Raw genomic sequence first — 16,057 nt, forward strand, 5'->3', positions numbered from 1 at the left:
GTGTAAATTATGAAAGTGTTACCAGAGGAAATAAAGCAAACTTATATTATAGCAATTATTGTTATGATGCTATTCGTTGGGTTTATCATTTTTATAGTTTTATTATACAACAGAAAACAACTACTATACATAAAGGAAAAACAGCTCAAAGAAGCTGAACACCAAAACCAGCTTCTCCAGAAAGAACTTGAGAAACAAAGATCAATAGAACAGGAACGGGAACGGATTTCACATGATATGCACGATGACCTTGGAGCAGGGATTTCGGCATTGAAGCTTCAGGCTGAATTTTTAAAACAAAAGGCAGAGGATGGGGATTTAAGAAATGACATTGATGAGATGCTAAAGACTTCTGAGGAAATGAATGTTTCGATGCGCGAAATGCTTTGGAATCTAAATTCAGGAAATGATACTGTTGGTGATTTTGTTACTTATGCAAAGATATATGCTGAAAATTTCCTAAAGAAATCATCTATGAAATTTGTAATAAAAGATGGTGATGTTATTTCCGATACGGCTGTTTCAGCTGAATTAAGGAGGAATATGTTTCTCTGCCTAAAAGAATCGTTAAATAATATTTATAAACACAGTCAAGCAAGTGAATTAGAAATTTCATTCCTACAAAGTGGCAATGAATTTAATATGAAAATTTCAGATAATGGAATTGGCATTGATAACAATAAACCTGAAGGGAATGGTCTAAGAAATATGAAGCGGAGAATGAAAGAATTAGATGGAGAATACCAAATCTCATCTTCAGAAAAAGGAACTGCTTTAATTTTTACAGTTAAGATATAATTCTATAAAAATATAATATGAGACAGCACCAATAAAATGGTGCTGTCTCATATTATAATCACCCTTTTGTGTAATTGACCAGCGTCTAATTTAGTGGGAAATTTGAAATATAATTTTAAAAACTAAAAGCCATGAAAACTAAATTTTTTTTCTTGATTTTAATCGTGGTACTAAATTCCTGCGGTATTTACAATAACAGTTTTACAAAAAATAAAGCTGTGATGGAAAATGATGTAATTTATGCGGATGATTATTATTACTCACAAGCAGTAAATGAATATGATGCCGTAAAGAATATTCTTTTTGGATTAAGTACTAAAAGTATTGATGATTCAATCTCATTGATGGGAAAAATAGTTGAAAGAGGAAAGGTTGCTGAAAATGAGCTATTGAAAAAGGGTTTTGTAAATTGTAAATTTTCTTTACCTAGAAAATTGAAAGATTTAGATGCCGGTTTTCAGTTTAAACAATATTTCTTCACAAGTAACAATAAGGCAGCTCTGAATGCTTTTGGTATTGCAAATGTTTCTGCAAGTGAAAAGTTAAGTTATCTTGTTATTGATTTCCTTCAATATAAAGATATTATGTGCTATAAGCTACCTACCATCCGTTATGCTGTAGGAATTCGAGCTGAGTTCACCATTCACGATTCAAATATTATATTTAAGGGAAATGGAGTTGGTTCTTTAGCTCAATTGGCAATGGATGTTGAAAGTAATAAAAAAAAGGTAGATATTTCAATTAAAACGATTGGTATTACGGGGCTACAATCACGGGTTCCTTTACCAGAAAATAATAATTTCGATATTTCAACATTTGCTGATTTTAAAGCAGTTCTAACATTTATTAAAACTATGAAAGATGGTGATGCTGATGGAGAAATTACATTTGCTCCACAAATAATCCCTGTATTAGATAAGTATAGAAGTAATTTAGAATCTTCGGTTTATGCAAACATTGAAAAAATTGATTTATTGAAACAAAATATTGAAAATGCAAAACTTGGGGATGAAGATGAGTGGAAAAAAGATGTCATTAAAAACTTGAAAGAAGCATCTAAGGATTTATATAATTTGGAAGTTACTCGTATACGACAAAATAAGGAAAGGCTTGTTAATTATTCAAAATTTATACAGGATAACTCTTCCGTTAATAGTCTCATCAAACTAGATAGTGTGGCTACAAACATTTTTAAGACCCCTGCAAATGATACAAGGCCAAATGAGAAAAGTATTATAGAAGCTACAATACATCAGCTAAGTCTTAACAAACTTTCAAAAGCAAAAGAAATAGTTTCGGACTGTATTAGCGGAGATTGTGACAAAATAAAACAAAAATTAAATAAGATCACTGTAACACCTAAACAAAATGATTTACAGAAAATAAGTAAAGAGTTGGAAGATAAATATACCGATGGAGTTGAAAATAAAAATATTAAAAATGAAAAATGGATATATATCGGGACGATTAATAATAGTTCGATAGTATTAGAGTCAATAATTAATGAACTAAAAATAAATAGTATTTACGACTTGAAAATAGATTCAAAATATTCAGTAAATACAGATGCAAATATCAGAGATAATCATCCGGAAAGAAAAGACGAGGACTGGAATAAAGGAGCAATTATAGATGTTCTCAAAGAAAACAGGACATTTATAATACAGAAAATAGCAAGAATTCCAGGAGCTAACAATGAAACTTATATTTGGGCACAAATAACATATTAGATTCTAAATGACTTATTCCGGATGAACGAGAAAAATATGAATTAATCCAATAAAATAAGTGACGAAAATCAGTTACTATGTGATGCATTTTTAAATTCCCCAATTTGTAATGAAAACTTTGGGGAATTTTATGTTTTATTACCAAATATTAAAGTCTACTTTTTTCGTGACACTATTTTTTTCATTAAATTTGTAACTCAAGTATATTAATTAATAATAAACAACTGGAAGCATTTTTGCGGATAGTTTAAACAGAAAAATTATGAGTTACATTTCTTACATTGAAGCGAGACAAATTTTAGATTCGAGAGGGAATCCTACAGTTGAAGTAGATGTATTCACGGAGAGTGGTGCAATGGGACGTGCTGCGGTACCTTCCGGAGCTTCTACAGGAGAACATGAAGCGGTAGAATTACGTGATGGTGGTTCAGAATATAATGGAAAGGGTGTCCTTAAAGCTGTTGAGAATGTAAGAGAAGTAATTGCTCCTGAATTGGTGGGTCTGCCTGTTTTTGATCAAAATCTTCTGGATCAGATCATGATCGATCTTGATGGAACCAATAATAAAGGAAATCTTGGAGCAAATGCTATTCTTGGGGTTTCGTTAGCAGCAGCTAAAGCAGCGGCAACGGAATTAAGAATGCCTTTATATAAATATGTAGGTGGAGTGAATGCAAATACACTTCCTGTTCCTATGATGAATGTGATCAACGGGGGATCTCACTCAGATGCACCTATCGCATTCCAGGAATTTATGATCATGCCGGTAAAAGCAGATTCTTTCTCTCATGCATTGAGAAAAGGAACTGAAATCTTCCATAGTTTAAAATCTATTCTTCATTCAAGAGGTTTATCTACTGCAGTAGGTGATGAAGGAGGTTTTGCGCCTACTTTCAAAGGAACTGAAGATGCTCTGGACACATTGCTTCAGGCTATTGAAAAAGCTGGATATAAGCCTGGTGATGACATTATGTTAGCTTTAGACTGTGCCGCTTCAGAATTCTATAAAGATGGAATTTATGATTATAGAAAATTCCAGACTCCTGATGCAGCTCAGTTTACAAGCAGTGAGCAGGTTTCTTACTTAGCAGAATTGGCTGCTAAATATCCGATTATCTCTATTGAAGATGGTATGCAGGAAAATGACTGGGATGGTTGGAAAATGCTAACAGATAAAATAGGAGACAGAGTTCAGTTGGTTGGAGATGATTTATTCGTAACCAATGTTGAAAGATTAGCAAGAGGTGTTAAAGAAGGAATAGCAAATTCAATCCTTGTAAAAGTAAACCAGATCGGTTCTCTTTCTGAAACAATGGATGCTGTACAAATGGCTCAGCACAATAAATTCACTTCTGTAATGTCTCACAGATCAGGAGAGACAGAAGATTCTACAATTGCTGACTTAGCTGTGGCAATGAATTGCGGACAGATCAAAACTGGTTCAGCTTCAAGATCGGATAGAATGGCTAAATACAATCAGTTATTAAGAATTGAAGAAGCATTAGGTGAAACTGCTATTTTCCCAGGATTAGAAGCATTTAAAATCAAAAGATAATTGAAAATATAAATAACGGCGAACGATAATTTGTTTGCTGTTTTTTTATGGAATTTTAGTAAATTTAAAAAAAAATAAATAATGTCAGACAACAAAGTTATATTGAATTACGACGGTAATTCATATGAATATCCCATCGTGGATAGTACTATCGGAGACAGAGGGATAGATATTTCAAAATTAAGAGACCAAACCGGTCTAATAACCCTGGATTTAGGTTATAAAAATACTGGAGCTACAATTAGCGACATCACTTACTTAGACGGAGATCAAGGAGAATTGCTTTACAGAGGATATCCAATTGAACAGATTGCTGAAAAATCCAATTTTACTGAAGTAATGTACCTTTTATTACATGGTGAATTACCTAATAAAGATCAATACGGTTCTTTCGAAAATAATATTAAAAAATATAACTTCATCGCAGATGAAATGAAAAAGATCATTGATGTTTTTCCTCGTTCTGCTCATCCTATGGGAGTTTTATCTTCTTTAACTTCTGCATTAACTGCCTTTAACCCTAAAGCTGTTAACGTAAATTCTAAAGAAGAAATGGATCATGCTGCTGAATTGATGATCGCCAAATTCTCTCACCTTTGTGCCTGGACTTATAGAAAGACTCAAGGGTTATCTATTAATCATGGTGACAATAGCTTAAACTATGTAGAAAACTTCTACAAAATGGCTTTCAGATTACCAAACGAAGACTTTGAAGTAGATCCGGTAGTTGTGGGTGCTTTAGATAAATTATTAATTCTTCACGCAGATCACGAACAAAACTGTTCTACATCTACAGTAAGAATGGTAGGTTCTGCACATACAGGTCTTTTTGCTTCTATTTCTGCAGGTGTTTCTGCGCTTTGGGGACCACTTCACGGTGGAGCTAACCAGGCAGTAATTGAAATGCTTGAATTAATTGAAAAAGATGGTGGTGATGTATCTAAGTATGTTGCTAAAGCTAAAGATAAAAATGATAACTTCCGTCTAATGGGATTCGGACACAGAGTTTACAAAAACTTCGACCCAAGAGCAAAAATCATTAAGAAAGCAGCTGATGATATTCTTAATGCGTTAGGAATTCAGGATAAAGCTTTAGATATTGCAATGCAGTTAGAAAGAGTAGCTCTTGAAGATGAATACTTCATCGAAAGAAAGCTATATCCAAACGTAGATTTCTATTCAGGTATTATCTACAGAGCTTTAGGAATTCCTACAGAAATGTTTACAGTAATGTTTGCATTAGGAAGACTTCCAGGATGGATTTCTCAATGGAAAGAAATGAGATTGAAAGGAGATCCGATCGGAAGACCAAGACAGGTATATCAAGGAGCTCAACAAAGAGACTATATCGATATGGTAAACAGATAATATCTGTTTAAATAATAAATTAAATCCCAAAGCTTGCTTTGGGATTTTTTATTTTCTGACTAGATCGTTGGAATTGTACCACCATCAATTACATATTCTGTTCCTGTTAAGTAACTTGCTCTTGGAGATACCAGGAAACCGACAAATTCTGCAATATCTTCTGGTTGCGCAGGTCTTCCAATAGAAATGCCACCTAAAGCGTCCATTACACTCTGGGTTGCTTGTTCGATTGTAGTGTTTGAACTTTCTGCTATTCGTTCCATCATTCGCGTTGCGGAAGTGGTCATAATCCATCCCGGAGAAACTGTAAGAACACGTACACCTTTTGATGAAACTTCTTTTGAAAGACCCTTACTGTAATTTATTAAGCCAGCTTTAGCAGCAGCATAAGGTAATGTAGAATCATACAAAGGTAATCTCCCCTGTATAGAGGCAATATGAATAATGACGCCGGATTTTTGTTTTATCATTTGAGGCAAAAGTCCCCTGTCTAAACGAACTGGAGCTAATAAATTAGTTTGTAAAGTAGTTTCCCAATCCTGATCTGTAAGCACCGAAAAACCACCACCCGGGGTTTCCGATCCACCAAGTGTATTCACTAAAATGTCGAGCTTATTAAAGGTTTCCAACACTTCACTTACCACTTTTTGTGTTCCTTCAGAGGTGCTTAAATCTGCAGAAATGAAATGTAGATTTTCATCTGCAAATTCAGGTTTATTTCTTGCCGTGACAATAACTGTAGCACCAGCATTCAATAGTCTTTCTGTAATTGCTTTACCCGCTCCTTTTGTACCTCCGGTGACTAAAGCGATCTTACCAGATAATTCGTTGTTGAAATTGAATTGTTGTATCATATTTTATTTTTATACAAATTTCAGACGTATGATACATTCATACAAGTAGGGAAATACGATTCATATAGGGATTAATTAATCCCCTATTGTAATTTTTATAACATTGAGTAATTTTGTTGAATGTATGAAAGAAAAATTCCTCCTAATTTAAATTGTGGACTGGATCTTATAGCTGAAGTCCTGTATGGCAAATGGAAAATCCGTTTGCTATGGTTCATCAAAGAAGGCTGTAAAAGGCCAAGTGAATTGCAACGGAAGATACCAGATGCTTCCAGAAGAGTTTTGAATGTTCATTTGAAAGAGCTCGAAGAACATGAATTAATTACCAAAAAGATTTATCCTGTAGTACCTCCTAAAGTTGAATATAGTCTTACAGATTTTGGTGAGACTTTAATACCCGTAATTTCTGCTTTAGGACAGTGGGGTGATAAGAATGAAGAACGTTTACGAGCTTCTATTTTAAGTAGATTAAATCAAAAGATAAATGAATAGTTCTTACTTAAATTAATTATATGGTCTTCATCTATCGAATTGAATTTTAATGTTATTAATATAACACGGAATATGATAATTTCATTAAATTTACGGATATAAAAAACTAATTTACAATGACTTTCGGACAACAGTTATTATTCTTCTTTAGTGCAGTGGGAGCTTTTAATGGGCTTTTACTGGGAATTTACCTGCTGTTTGTTAAAAAACTTAAATACATCCCAGATTTCTTTTTAGGATTAATTTTATTGACATTAAGCATTAGGGTCGGAATATCTGTATGCATTTATTTTTATCCTGATCTACCCAGAATTATTCCTCACCTGGGATTATCAGCACTTTTTTTTACCGGACCCGCCTTGTATTATTACATTCGGTCCTCTTTTTTACAAAAACAATTTGTTCTTAAAGACTGTCGAAAACCTTTTGGTATTTTGACAATGATTTTAGGAATCGTTGGTCTTTTGTATTTATTTTTCCCTATTACCTGGGACAGTTATTTTGGAACTTTTATTTATTCTATCTGGACAATTTTTGTTCTTTTATCTGTGTATGAATATTATATTTTGTCAGGGAAGAGTTCAAAAGAACCGCATAAATTTATCCTTCCTGTTTTATTGAGTAATGTGATTATATTTTTAACCTATCAGTTAATTTCTACAGGATGGGTTCAAATATATTGTGCAGGAGGAAGTATTGTATTTTCATTTGTTTTGTATGCAAACTTTCTGATTCTATTTAATAAAAAATATCAGTCGATTGAAGTAAAAGAATCGAACAGATATTCCAATAAAAAGATATCCGATGAACGAGCAGATAACTTTGTTTCAAAACTAGAGAGACTGATGAATTCTGAAGAATTGTATAAAAACCCCAATTTGAAATTGAATGACTTAGCAATGAAAATGAATATTTCAGCGCATCAGCTCTCACAATTATTGAATGATAATCTGGAGAAAAGTTTCTCAACATACATCAATGAATACAGAATTAATGAAGCTTGTGAAATAATCGAAAATGGCTCTTATCTAAAAATTGAAGAGATAGGATATGAAGTAGGATTTAATTCTAAATCAACATTTTTCTCAACATTTAAAAAGATAAAAAATACAACACCACTTTTGTATCGACAATCTCAAACACCTTCTGTAAAAGAGCTCCAAGGTTCAAATTTATAATTCCGCACTTCGGAATTTAAACTTCAAAACTCTATTTTTATTCGGGAATTCTACTTTTGGCCCATAAAATATAAAATTTATGAGCCTCAGATTGTGGACTTTAATTATGCTGTTGTTTTTATCATTCTTTGCCAATGCCCAGAAAGTTGTCAACGGAAAAATATTGGATTCGGAAACGAAGGAAAATCTTTATAGGGTAGAGGTCTCCCTCCTAAATAAGTTAAGTAATCAACCTGTCGATAAAAAAATAACCGATTCTTTAGGACGTTTTCAGTTTGAAAAGGTTGAAGATGACTATTATTTTATTGCACAAAAAGCGGGTTATGAAACCAAAATAGTAGATAAGGCCAGCGAGGTTTTTATCATTGAAATGATTCCCGTCAGTAATACCATAGCTGAAGTAGTCATACAGTCTCCATCCCGTAATATAAAATTGAATGATGGAAATATGGTAATGAATGTTGCCAATAATAAAGACTTTAAGACTTCGACCCATGTCCTGGAAGTATTAAGGAAAACACCAGGCGTCACCGTTGATCAGGAGGATGGTATTTTCATTGGCGGAAGAATAAGCCCGGCCATTTTTATTGATGGAAAACCTCTTGTTATGAGTGCTCAGGAAATTCAGGCTTACCTAAGGTCCTTGTCCCCTGAAATAGTTGAATCTATAGAGGTCAATACCAATCCTTCTTCTAAATACGATGCAGAATTCAAAGGTATTATTGATATCAGACTAAAAAGAAATGGAAACCTTGGTTGGAAAGGAACCTATAACGGAAGCATTTCCATTAATAAGTTTAATTATAGAGAAAACACTTTCAATACTTCATACAACACTGAAAAAGTTGCCTACCAAATACAATTTGGATATAACGAAGGGATTTCAACATATCGATATAATGCATTACAACGGCTCGCTAATACTAATGTAATGAGAACTGGTACCTATCAAAAAGATGAGGCAAGAATTCTTACGGTTCAAACAGGAATTGATTATCGGTTAAATGATAAAAACAGATTAGGATTTACTTTAAGAGGTAATTTCAGAAATAGCGATCGTATGCGAACAGGCTCATTATATACCACTAATAAAAATGAGACGCAATTGGTCTTTGATACCGGAAGTGAAAACCCTATTGATTATATTCAGGATAATTATGGGATGACGGCTGATTATACTTTCACTGGCAAAAATTTCAAACTTAATTTCCTTGGAAATTACCTTTCAGTAAGTAATAAACAAAAGGATGATTTTATTAGTAAAGATTTACCAACCTCAGCACTTTTGTCCTATTGGAAATCGGATCTACTCAATACCATAAATATCTATACTGCTCAGATTGATGTTACTCAAAAAGTAAAAAATGCCAATTTTGAAACCGGAATAAAATATAGTGATACCAATACCAACAACAATATCAGATATGATACTTTATCAGTTAATAACCAATTTACTTTTGACCCGACACGCAGCAATAAGTTCTCATATAAAGAACAGGTACTGGCAGGATATTTAGCTTACAGTCAGAAATTTGACAAGCTTCATATCAATGCGGGAATAAGATTTGAAAATACAAAAAGCATTTCTAATGCATTTAGTTCAGACTCTATTGTTGCAAGAAGTTATTTAAAGTGGCTGCCTTCTTTAAGTGTAAATTACAATTTTAATAAATCGAACGAGCTATCTATTTCCTATAGCCGTAAAATTACTCGGCCGGCTTTTTCACAACTCAACCCTTTCAGGTTTTATTTCAGCCCACTGAATTACTGGATTGGGAATCCTTATCTACAACCATCATTTACCAGCCAGGTTAAAGCAACTTACCGTTATAAAAACTGGATAACAAGCTTAAGTATAGGAAAAGAAACCGATGTGATGGTTCGGTATCCACGATATGATCCTAAAACCAATGTTTTAGAATATTTAGGAACAAATTTGCCTTATCGTAATTTTGCTAATTTGGAAGTTAGTTTCCCTGTGAAAATTGCCAGATGGTGGAATATAAATACACAAATCACAGGTTTTTACAATTATGAGTTTCGACCTTATCTGGATGAAGTATTCGCATTGAAAATTTGTAATTATGAGTTAAGGCTTAATCAAGTATTTTCTTTACCAAAAGGATATACAGTAAATCTTTTTGCTAATTATGAATCAAAAACTGGGAATAGCCTTTACATTATAAAACCAAGATATACGGTAGATCTTTCTGTTCAAAAATCATGGTTTGAAAATAAACTAAACACAAAGATCAGCTATAATAATATTTTTGATTCTTATGACCAGCGTGTAGAATTTAGGCATAAACAAATTATGGATAACAGATTTATCCATTGGTGGGATAGTCAGAGATTACTGATTGCGATAAGTTATAATTTCGGGAGTTCCAAATATCAAGGTAAAGAAATTCAGAGATCTGATGAAGAAAATAGGACAAGATAAAAACAAACCTGCTATAAAATTAGCAGGTTTTTGTTTTTAAATATTATGGGCATACGCAGTTTCCGCACGTCCAGATTCTGCAGCTTCCGTCGTCATTCCATTCACAGCAGTATCTTGGCTTAGTTGGGCCAGCACCTCCAATAATTGATTTTTGTTGATCTCTTCCAAGTTTTTGTGCATTTCTTAGCACTGGATTTGTCTTGTTCATGATTTTGATGTTTGATGTTAATAATAAAGTTTTAATTTTTCATGAAAATTATATCACTAATATAGGAAGTTATTTTTAAATAGCATACTCTTTTTTGAGTCGAATATAGATGATAAACAGTCGTTTATAGACTTTATTCTACGCAACTTAGTCATTAGGAGATATTGCTGATGATACCATATTTTAATATAAAACAAATTCTCGGTAGAAACTAAATCAAAAGTTTTCCAGGTAGAGACCTTTACCTATATTTGTATATTGCATAAATCTTTATGAAACTAAATATTAAAAACGAAACGGGGAGGTTAAAATCAGTTGTTCTGGGCCAACCTAATTCTTTGGGACCCGTTCCCACCCTTGAGGAAAGTTATGATGCCAAATCATATTACTCAATCGAACACAACATATATCCTAAAGAATCGGATATTATTGATGAAATGAATGCTTTTGAAGCAGTATTGAAAAAATATGATGTAGAGGTATTGCGTCCAAGCATTATCAATGACTACAATCAGGTTTTCGCAAGAGATGTAGCTTTTGTGATTGACGATAAAATGATTATTTCAAACGTAATTGCAGACAGAGCTGATGAACAGGAAGCTTATAAAAAAGTTTTTGAAAAAGTGGCTTGGAGAAAAATCATTAATCTTCCGGAAACAGCTCATATTGAAGGCGGAGATGTTATTGTTTGGGATGACTTTCTATTTATAGGCACTTGTTTCAGTGAAGATTACAGAAACTATAAGACAGCAAGAACCAACGAATACGCTATAGAAATTCTAAAAGAATATTTTCCAAAAAAAAGGATCATTGATTTAGAGCTAAAGAAAAATGATAAAATTCCTTTCGAGGGAATCCTGCATTTGGATTGTACATTTAATCCCATTGGAAAAGATAAATGTCTTATTTATAAAAATGGTTTCGTAGATGAGAGTGATTATCGTTTGATCATAGATATTTTTGGAGAAGAGAATTGCTTCCACCTTACGGATGAAGAAATGTTTGAAATGTTTCCTAATATCTTCTCTATTTCTCCTGAAATAGTAGTTTCTGATCAGACATTCACAAGAATGAATAACCATTTGAGAAACGAATGGGGAATGACTGTAGAAGAAATCCCATATCGTGAAATTTCAAAAATGGGTGGTCTTCTACGTTGCTCTACAATGCCTTTGATTAGGGAATAGTAATTAATAAGAGAGTGAGGGTAAATGATTTTTCTGATCTTTAAATCTCTCAATCTTTTAATTTTTAAATCTAAAAAACAATGCAAACAACAGATACCGTATTAATGATAGAGCCGATCGCTTTCGGCTATAATGCAGAAACTGCAGAAAACAATTATTTTCAGGTTGAACAGAAAGATTCAGATGTTCAGGCTAAAGCTCTTGGGGAATTCAATATTTTTGCTGAGAAGTTAAGAAACAAAGGAATCAATGTGATCACTATAAAAGATACATTGGATCCCCACACTCCGGATTCTATCTTCCCCAATAACTGGGTAAGCTTCCATAATGATGGAAAAGTAGTTTTATACCCTATGTTCGCTTCAAACAGAAGAGTAGAAAGAAGAGAGGATATTTTAGAAACAATAAAAAATAAAGGTTTTGAAATAACCGAAATTGATGATTGGTCACTTCCTGAAATTCAGGGACATTTTTTAGAGGGAACTGGAAGTATGATCTTCGATCATGATAATAAGATTGCATATGGATCTGTTTCTCTAAGACTTGATGAAAAATTATTCAGAGATTTTTGCGCAAAATATGGATTCGAGCCTATTGTTTTCCATTCTTTTCAAACGGTAGGTTCAGAAAGACTTCCTATCTATCATACTAATGTTATGATGTGTGTTGCAGACAAATTTGTAGTAATCTGCTTAGATTGCATCGATAGTGAACTGGAAAGAAGCAAGGTAATTGAAACGATTAAAAATTCAGGAAAGGAAATTATTGAAATTTCTGAAGAACAGATGCAGCAGTTCGCAGGAAATATGCTTCAGGTCCAAAATAAAGAGGGACAGAAATTCTTGATAATGAGTCAGACTGCTTATGAATCATTAACCACAGACCAGATCTCAGCAATTGAAAAATATTGTGAAATCATTTATTCAGATTTAAATACAATCGAAGTAAATGGTGGCGGAAGTGCCCGTTGCATGCTGGCGGAAGTTTTCCTTCCTAGGAAATAATTTATTGTATAAAAAATAATTGCTTGGATTTCCTATCCAAGTTGTAATACTTCTAATTCTGAAAATGGGTTAGAAGTTTTTTTATGAAAAATTGGAGTTTCATGATTCGGTATAAACTACCCCATTACCTTTTAGACGGCTTTATGTGGGTAAAACCGAAAAAAGTTAGTTAAATTTGTATTTTAAGTAAAAATTATGAAGATGCAGACGTACTTATTTATGATAGCTGTTTTATTGGGAATCAGTTTGAATGCTCAGCAAAAAACATTTTGCAACCCAATTAATATAGACTATGGATATACTCCTTTTGAGTCTTTTTCAAAGCAAGGGAAGCATCGTGCTACGGCCGATCCTGTTATTGTTAATTTTAAAAATAAATTATTTCTTTTTTCCACCAATCAGGAAGGCTATTGGTATAGTGATGATATGCTTGACTGGAAGTTTGTAAAAAGGAAATTTCTTAGAGATAATAAATATACTCACGATCTTAATGCACCTGCAGTTTGGGCAATGAAAGATACCCTATACGTTTTTGGCTCTACCTGGGAACAGGATTTTCCAATTTGGAAAAGTACCAATCCGACCAAAGATGACTGGAAAATTGCAGTAGATACTTTAAAAGTTGGAGCTTGGGATCCGGCTTTTCATTATGATGAAGATAAAAATAAATTATACTTATACTGGGGTTCAAGTAATGAATGGCCTTTATTAGGAACCGAGGTAAAAGTTAAAACTTTACAGTCTGAAGGTTTTGTAAAACCAATATTAAGATTAAAACCTGAAGATCATGGTTGGGAGCGTTTTGGAGAATACAATGATAATGTGTTTCTACAGCCTTTTGTTGAAGGTGCCTGGATGACAAAACATAATAACAAATATTATATGCAGTATGGAGCTCCGGCTACCGAATTTAGTGGTTATTCTGATGGGGTATATGTCAGTAAAAATCCTCTTGAGGGTTTCGAATACCAGCAGCATAATCCATTCTCCTATAAACCTGGTGGTTTTGCAAGAGGAGCCGGACATGGAGCAACTTTTGAGGATAATTATAAAAACTGGTGGCATATTTCAACGATTTTTATTTCCACTAAAAATAATTTTGAAAGAAGGTTGGGGATCTGGCCTGCAGGTTTTGATAAAGATGATGTAATGTATTGCAATACATCATACGGAGATTATCCAACTTACCTTCCGCAATATGCTCAGGGTAAAGATTTTTCCAAAGGTCTTTTTACGGGATGGATGTTGTTGAACTATAATAAGCCGGTTCAGGTTTCTTCGACTTTAGGTGGTTATCACTCAAACTATGCCGTGGATGAAGATATAAAAACATATTGGAGTGCTAAAACAGGAAATAAAGGTGAATGGTTTCAGACTGATCTGGGTGATGTATCTACTATCAATGCTATTCAGATTAATTATGCTGATCAGGATGTAGAGTTTTTAGGAAAGACATTAGGAAAGATGCATCAGTATAAAATCTATGGTTCGAACGATGGTAAAAAATGGAATGTTATTGTAGATAAAAGTAAAAATACCAAGGATGTTCCACACGATTATGTAGAACTTGAAAAACCGGCTAAAGCAAGATTCCTAAAAATAGAAAATTTGAAAATGCCTACAGGAAAATTTGCATTAAGTGGCTTTAGAGTATTCGGAAAAGGAGAAGGCACAAAACCTGCAAAAGTCGAGAACTTTGTTCCTTTACGGGCTGATGCCAAAAAATATGGTGAAAGAAGAAGTATATGGATGAAATGGCAACAGAATTCTGAAGCTGATGGCTATGTTATCTATTGGGGGAAATCTCCGGATAAATTATATGGAAGCATTATGGTTTACGGCAAAAATGAATATTTTTTCACAGGGGCGGATAGAACAGATGCTTACTATTTCCAAATTGAAGCGTTTAATGCCAATGGGATTTCTGAAAGAACGGAGATTATGAAATCAGAATAAAACTAAAAATTAACGATATAACCATGGAAAAACTAAAAATTGTATCAATCTCACTATTCTTACTCGCTTTCCTGGGGTGTAAGAGTAGTGAAGTTGAAGACTATCAAACTGATCTCGATACGGCGATAAGGAAGATTCATACAGATCTTCAGAAAGAGTTGAATACAGATGTTCCGTCACTAAGTGTTTATATTGTTTCTCCAAAAGGAACCTATTTTAGTACAGTGACGGGAAATAATGGAACTCTTGTAACTAAGAAAACGAACTTTCGTTTTGCGAGTAATACTAAAAATTTTACCTCTACAGCTATTTTAAAAATGATGCAGGATGGATGGCTTCATCTTGATGATAAAATTACAGCTAATATTCCCGGAACAAATGTTCCTTATGTACCCAATACAGCAGAATGGAATTTTCCGAATAAAAATCAGATTACCATTCGTCAGATTCTACAACATAACGCAGGAATATATGATGTAACAAACGATACCTCTCAATACAATGTAAATGGGGAAACCTATGCAGATTATATGCTTGAGAATTTTCCCGATCATCAATTTACTTCTACGGAATATGTGAAACTTCTAACAGATCATAATCTTACGTATGGCTTACCCAATACAGTATATCATTATTCAAATACAGGATTTTCAATTTTAGGAGAGATAATTTCAAGAGTTTATTCTCAGAAATCAAACACTTCTAAAACGTATGGAAATTATATGTACGATCATATTGTAGGACCTTCTTCGAAGATTCCGTTAGATATTAAATTCCCCGAATTGGCACCTGATCAGCAGTTGCCGATTCCTTATGTAAAGGGCTTTATTAAATATACAGATCATAATGAAATAACCGATCAGAAAAATGCAAGTGCTCATGTTGCAGAGGGAAATGGTGTAGGGACCATGCTTACACTTTCTGATTACATAAGAAGTATGATGAAAAGTCAGAATGTTCTTAATGCATCAAGTGTAGAACAAATGAAAAAAAGTAAAGGACCGGCAACAACTTCTGATTATGCATTAGGATGTTCATATGTTCCGGGAGTGGGATATGGGCATAATGGAGCTACGGAGGGTTATCTTTCAACTATGCTTTACGATCCTGAAACAGATTTTTCCGTTGTAGTTCTTCTACCTTTTTGGGACTTGAGAAATATGGACAATTTTACCAAATGTCTTTCTACTTTGAATACTACAGCCCTTGAAGCTAAAAAAGCTCTTAAATATTAAAGAATCAGAATTAAATATTTAAATAAAAAAACGCTTTGACCTGTTCAGA

General features: G+C 33.4%; 13 protein-coding genes. 11 read left to right on the forward strand and 2 right to left on the reverse strand.

The window, feature by feature from the left end:
* Positions 1-9 precede the first annotated feature (9 nt).
* From NG806_RS17980 to NG806_RS17995, 4 genes are all read left to right on the forward strand, one after another.
* Complete coding sequence (locus NG806_RS17980) at positions 10-798, forward strand: sensor histidine kinase (RefSeq protein WP_214831149.1); 789 nt, start codon at positions 10-12, stop codon at positions 796-798.
* Between the two features lie 131 nt (positions 799-929).
* Complete coding sequence (locus NG806_RS17985; protein WP_214831150.1) at positions 930-2,528, forward strand: hypothetical protein; 1,599 nt, start codon at positions 930-932, stop codon at positions 2,526-2,528.
* 262 nt (positions 2,529-2,790) lie between these two features.
* Entirely contained in the window at positions 2,791-4,083 is a 1,293-nt protein-coding gene (eno, locus tag NG806_RS17990) for a phosphopyruvate hydratase (RefSeq protein ID WP_214831151.1), read from the forward strand.
* 81 nt (positions 4,084-4,164) lie between these two features.
* Positions 4,165-5,451, forward strand: coding sequence for a citrate synthase (locus NG806_RS17995; RefSeq protein WP_214831152.1), 1,287 nt, complete (start codon positions 4,165-4,167; stop codon positions 5,449-5,451).
* Positions 5,452-5,510: 59 nt separating this feature from the next.
* On the opposite strand, the gene NG806_RS18000 is transcribed toward NG806_RS17995, so the two are convergent.
* Positions 5,511-6,305 (reverse strand): SDR family oxidoreductase, encoded by a 795-nt coding sequence (locus tag NG806_RS18000; protein WP_214831153.1) that lies wholly within the window; start codon positions 6,303-6,305, stop codon positions 5,511-5,513.
* Positions 6,306-6,425: 120 nt separating this feature from the next.
* On the opposite strand from NG806_RS18000, the gene NG806_RS18005 reads away from it, so the two are divergent.
* The 3 genes from NG806_RS18005 to NG806_RS18015 all read left to right on the forward strand — a co-directional run bounded on the left by NG806_RS18005 (position 6,426) and on the right by NG806_RS18015 (position 10,418).
* Complete coding sequence (locus NG806_RS18005; protein WP_214831154.1) at positions 6,426-6,797, forward strand: winged helix-turn-helix transcriptional regulator; 372 nt, start codon at positions 6,426-6,428, stop codon at positions 6,795-6,797.
* Positions 6,798-6,913: 116 nt separating this feature from the next.
* Positions 6,914-7,975, forward strand: coding sequence for a helix-turn-helix domain-containing protein (locus NG806_RS18010; RefSeq protein WP_261510954.1), 1,062 nt, complete (start codon positions 6,914-6,916; stop codon positions 7,973-7,975).
* 79 nt (positions 7,976-8,054) lie between these two features.
* Positions 8,055-10,418: a TonB-dependent receptor domain-containing protein gene (locus NG806_RS18015; RefSeq protein ID WP_261510955.1), complete on the forward strand. Its 2,364-nt coding sequence runs from the start codon at positions 8,055-8,057 to the stop codon at positions 10,416-10,418.
* Positions 10,419-10,461: 43 nt separating this feature from the next.
* On the opposite strand, the gene NG806_RS18020 is transcribed toward NG806_RS18015, so the two are convergent.
* Positions 10,462-10,626, reverse strand: a complete 165-nt coding sequence (locus tag NG806_RS18020; RefSeq protein WP_214831156.1) for a hypothetical protein — start codon at positions 10,624-10,626, stop codon at positions 10,462-10,464.
* A gap of 272 nt (positions 10,627-10,898) precedes the next feature.
* On the opposite strand from NG806_RS18020, the gene NG806_RS18025 reads away from it, so the two are divergent.
* The 4 genes from NG806_RS18025 (at position 10,899) to NG806_RS18040 (ending at position 16,008) form a co-directional block, all read left to right on the forward strand.
* A complete protein-coding gene (locus tag NG806_RS18025) occupies positions 10,899-11,813 on the forward strand; it encodes a dimethylarginine dimethylaminohydrolase family protein (RefSeq protein WP_214831157.1) in 915 nt (304 codons plus the stop codon).
* Between the two features lie 80 nt (positions 11,814-11,893).
* Complete coding sequence (ctlX, locus tag NG806_RS18030) at positions 11,894-12,817, forward strand: citrulline utilization hydrolase CtlX (protein ID WP_261510956.1); 924 nt, start codon at positions 11,894-11,896, stop codon at positions 12,815-12,817.
* Positions 12,818-13,018: 201 nt separating this feature from the next.
* Positions 13,019-14,773: a discoidin domain-containing protein gene (locus NG806_RS18035; protein WP_214831159.1), complete on the forward strand. Its 1,755-nt coding sequence runs from the start codon at positions 13,019-13,021 to the stop codon at positions 14,771-14,773.
* Positions 14,774-14,796: 23 nt separating this feature from the next.
* On the forward strand, positions 14,797-16,008 hold the full coding sequence (locus NG806_RS18040; protein ID WP_261510957.1) for a serine hydrolase domain-containing protein: 1,212 nt from the start codon (positions 14,797-14,799) through the stop codon (positions 16,006-16,008).
* Positions 16,009-16,057: the final 49 nt, after the last annotated feature.

Source organism: Chryseobacterium paludis, assembly GCF_025403485.1.
Taxonomy (GTDB): Bacteria; Bacteroidota; Bacteroidia; order Flavobacteriales; family Weeksellaceae; genus Chryseobacterium; species Chryseobacterium paludis.

Bases quoted from the DNA above. Each gene is read 5' to 3' on its own strand.
- NG806_RS17980 (WP_214831149.1), top strand. From the start codon at position 10: ATGAAAGTGTTACCAGAGGAAATAAAGCAAACTTATATTATAGCAATT.
- NG806_RS17985 (WP_214831150.1), top strand. From the start codon at position 930: ATGAAAACTAAATTTTTTTTCTTGATTTTAATCGTGGTACTAAATTCC.
- eno (WP_214831151.1), top strand. From the start codon at position 2,791: ATGAGTTACATTTCTTACATTGAAGCGAGACAAATTTTAGATTCGAGA.
- NG806_RS17995 (WP_214831152.1), top strand. From the start codon at position 4,165: ATGTCAGACAACAAAGTTATATTGAATTACGACGGTAATTCATATGAA.
- NG806_RS18000 (WP_214831153.1), bottom strand. From the start codon at position 6,305: ATGATACAACAATTCAATTTCAACAACGAATTATCTGGTAAGATCGCT.
- NG806_RS18005 (WP_214831154.1), top strand. From the start codon at position 6,426: ATGTATGAAAGAAAAATTCCTCCTAATTTAAATTGTGGACTGGATCTT.
- NG806_RS18010 (WP_261510954.1), top strand. From the start codon at position 6,914: ATGACTTTCGGACAACAGTTATTATTCTTCTTTAGTGCAGTGGGAGCT.
- NG806_RS18015 (WP_261510955.1), top strand. From the start codon at position 8,055: ATGAGCCTCAGATTGTGGACTTTAATTATGCTGTTGTTTTTATCATTC.
- NG806_RS18020 (WP_214831156.1), bottom strand. From the start codon at position 10,626: ATGAACAAGACAAATCCAGTGCTAAGAAATGCACAAAAACTTGGAAGA.
- NG806_RS18025 (WP_214831157.1), top strand. From the start codon at position 10,899: ATGAAACTAAATATTAAAAACGAAACGGGGAGGTTAAAATCAGTTGTT.
- ctlX (WP_261510956.1), top strand. From the start codon at position 11,894: ATGCAAACAACAGATACCGTATTAATGATAGAGCCGATCGCTTTCGGC.
- NG806_RS18035 (WP_214831159.1), top strand. From the start codon at position 13,019: ATGCAGACGTACTTATTTATGATAGCTGTTTTATTGGGAATCAGTTTG.
- NG806_RS18040 (WP_261510957.1), top strand. From the start codon at position 14,797: ATGGAAAAACTAAAAATTGTATCAATCTCACTATTCTTACTCGCTTTC.